This is a genomic window from Endozoicomonas sp. ONNA1 (assembly GCF_024606325.1).
Lineage (GTDB): Bacteria > Pseudomonadota > Gammaproteobacteria > Pseudomonadales > Endozoicomonadaceae > Endozoicomonas_A.
In genome coordinates, this window is the sequence record NZ_JAHHPN010000269.1 from 1 (window position 1) to 2,124 (window position 2,124).

The window sequence follows — 2,124 nt, forward strand, 5'->3', positions numbered from 1 at the left end:
ATCCGCTACCGGCAATCTTCTCTTGTAATATGGCTTTGATCGGATCGTCTTCGGACATGACATCGTCAGATTGACCTTCAGTTCCGACATATGTAAATAGATTTTCAGCCTCAAGGGAGGCCAGTCCGAACTTTAATCGGTATTCAACAGTACTTTTGTCAGGCCGCAAGGTAAAAACAATACGGTTTGGTTCAGGGTAGAGCGCGTCGATGGAGGTTGACGGTCTGGCAGCAGCCGTAACCGCAACGGCGTAATTTGCATGGATACCTGTTTTGGCTAACTCCCTCAAAACTCCAGGTACAACAAAAAGTTTATGGCTAGCATCCAGTACACCCACAGAATCTACAAGGCCTTGTGCAGAGTTATAAAAATAGAATGCTATGTTTTGTACGGTGGTATCTCTTGGGATCGCCATTCTTAAAATCGATGATAGCGTTTTCGTTACATGCTCTGCACGGGAACTACTATGTGAACTGTACTCAAAGAAATGAACAGTTCCGGTAATTATGACTTTAGTGTCTTCACCAATGTTTGTGAACGGTATTCCTTTTACTGTTTCGAGTTTAAGTTCTCCTCGTCCCGATGCACCAATAACAACGTTATACAAAACGCTGTCTTGAGTGCGGTACCCGTCATAAAGATCAGTAGACTTTATTAAATATTCTCTGTTATTTTGAAGAGTTAGAGAAAAATTAATCACTATTAATTTATCGTATAGTCGCCTACGCACTATTTGTGACGGTTTGAATAAAAGATCATAAGATTTCCTATTATAGAAGGGATTGTTCGTTGAGAATTCATGAAATGGAACGATCACAGGTCTTTTTTGCATTTGGATTTTTTGTAATCTTTCAAAAGATCCATAAGCTAGTTTAGTGATAATGTGGTAGTCAGCCTCATTTTTATCATATGAAAGTTGAGTTGACATCATTGCAACTTTATTAATGTCATCGCCGGAGATCTTCACTTTATTATTATCATAGAATTGAATTAGAACCTCCCTTATCTTTGCTGTGAATTCTTTTTCGCTTAATCTGAGTTGTTTAAAATCTTTTACGGCATCATGAATATGAACGATTTCATTAAGTGATATTTTGACTAGAGCGTTTTTTGAGCGAGATATTAATACCATTGGCTGGTTTGAATTATCAAGAGTGCTGCCGAAAAAAATACTTGCTAAATTTGTTGTTACTCCTAAAAATACTCTATTTATGGTATGGTCCGTTGTATGATATTCCCCTAGTCTTTGGAATAGATTATCAATACTGGTTTTTTCTATGATACTTTTAACCAGTCTGATGTCTTGTTCTGGAAGGTTTTTATCGTATGTCTCAAAATAAGGACTAGGGTCTTGAATAATACCATCTGAGAACATTTTTTCTGAAAGAGCACGTATCACAGCTCTTTCGATCTGACTTTTTCTTTCATCAGTTAATGGTGTTTCCAATGTATGGCCGAGCGAAGTCATCGCTTCTGTTAAGAAGTCAATGTTCAGTTCTGGTAGTACTCCTTTATCAATATATGCACCTCCTAAGTCTAATTCACTATGCAGACCTAAAAATCTTTCGGTTAGTAACGTGTTAGTAAAGCTTAAACTGTAATTAATGTATTGAATCTCTTTTGGTTTGAAATTATCCATTGTTCTATGAACGTCAATATTGTCAATGGATATTTCAATTTTATTTAGCATCTCATTGGTTTTATCCCATTGTATGGTAAACGACTGCTTTACATTATCTGAAAAACTGGATCTCAGTATATTCAATTGTTCTACTGTTGTACTTTCACCCATAAAATCATCAATTTTTTTCCAGGTGTTATCTTTCAACCTCGCAATATCTTCATCGGGGGAATCTTTCTCAATAGCATCTTTGTTTATCTCGGAAATCAGCAGCGAATATAGAATTTTTCGGTATGCCAAAAGTTCAGGAGCCCATAGATGGATTTTATAGTCAGGGTTTACATTGGCCCATATTGCCAGAAAACTTAACTCCCAACCTTCAGCAGGACCGACAATACTAACATGAATATTCTTGGGTATGGTTGGCATGACAACACCTGATAGATTGACCTAGCAGCCTGTCGGACTTAAGGCTGTCCTACTGCGGTTGCAATAAATTGGTC

The 2,124-nt window shown here is 37.2% G+C and carries 1 protein-coding gene; it reads right to left on the reverse strand.

The features are described from left to right. The coding region (locus KDK19_RS06410; protein ID WP_257291584.1) for a hypothetical protein at positions 1–2,050 on the reverse strand (2,050 nt) is incomplete at its 3' end. Between the last annotated feature and the right edge of the window lie 74 nt (positions 2,051–2,124).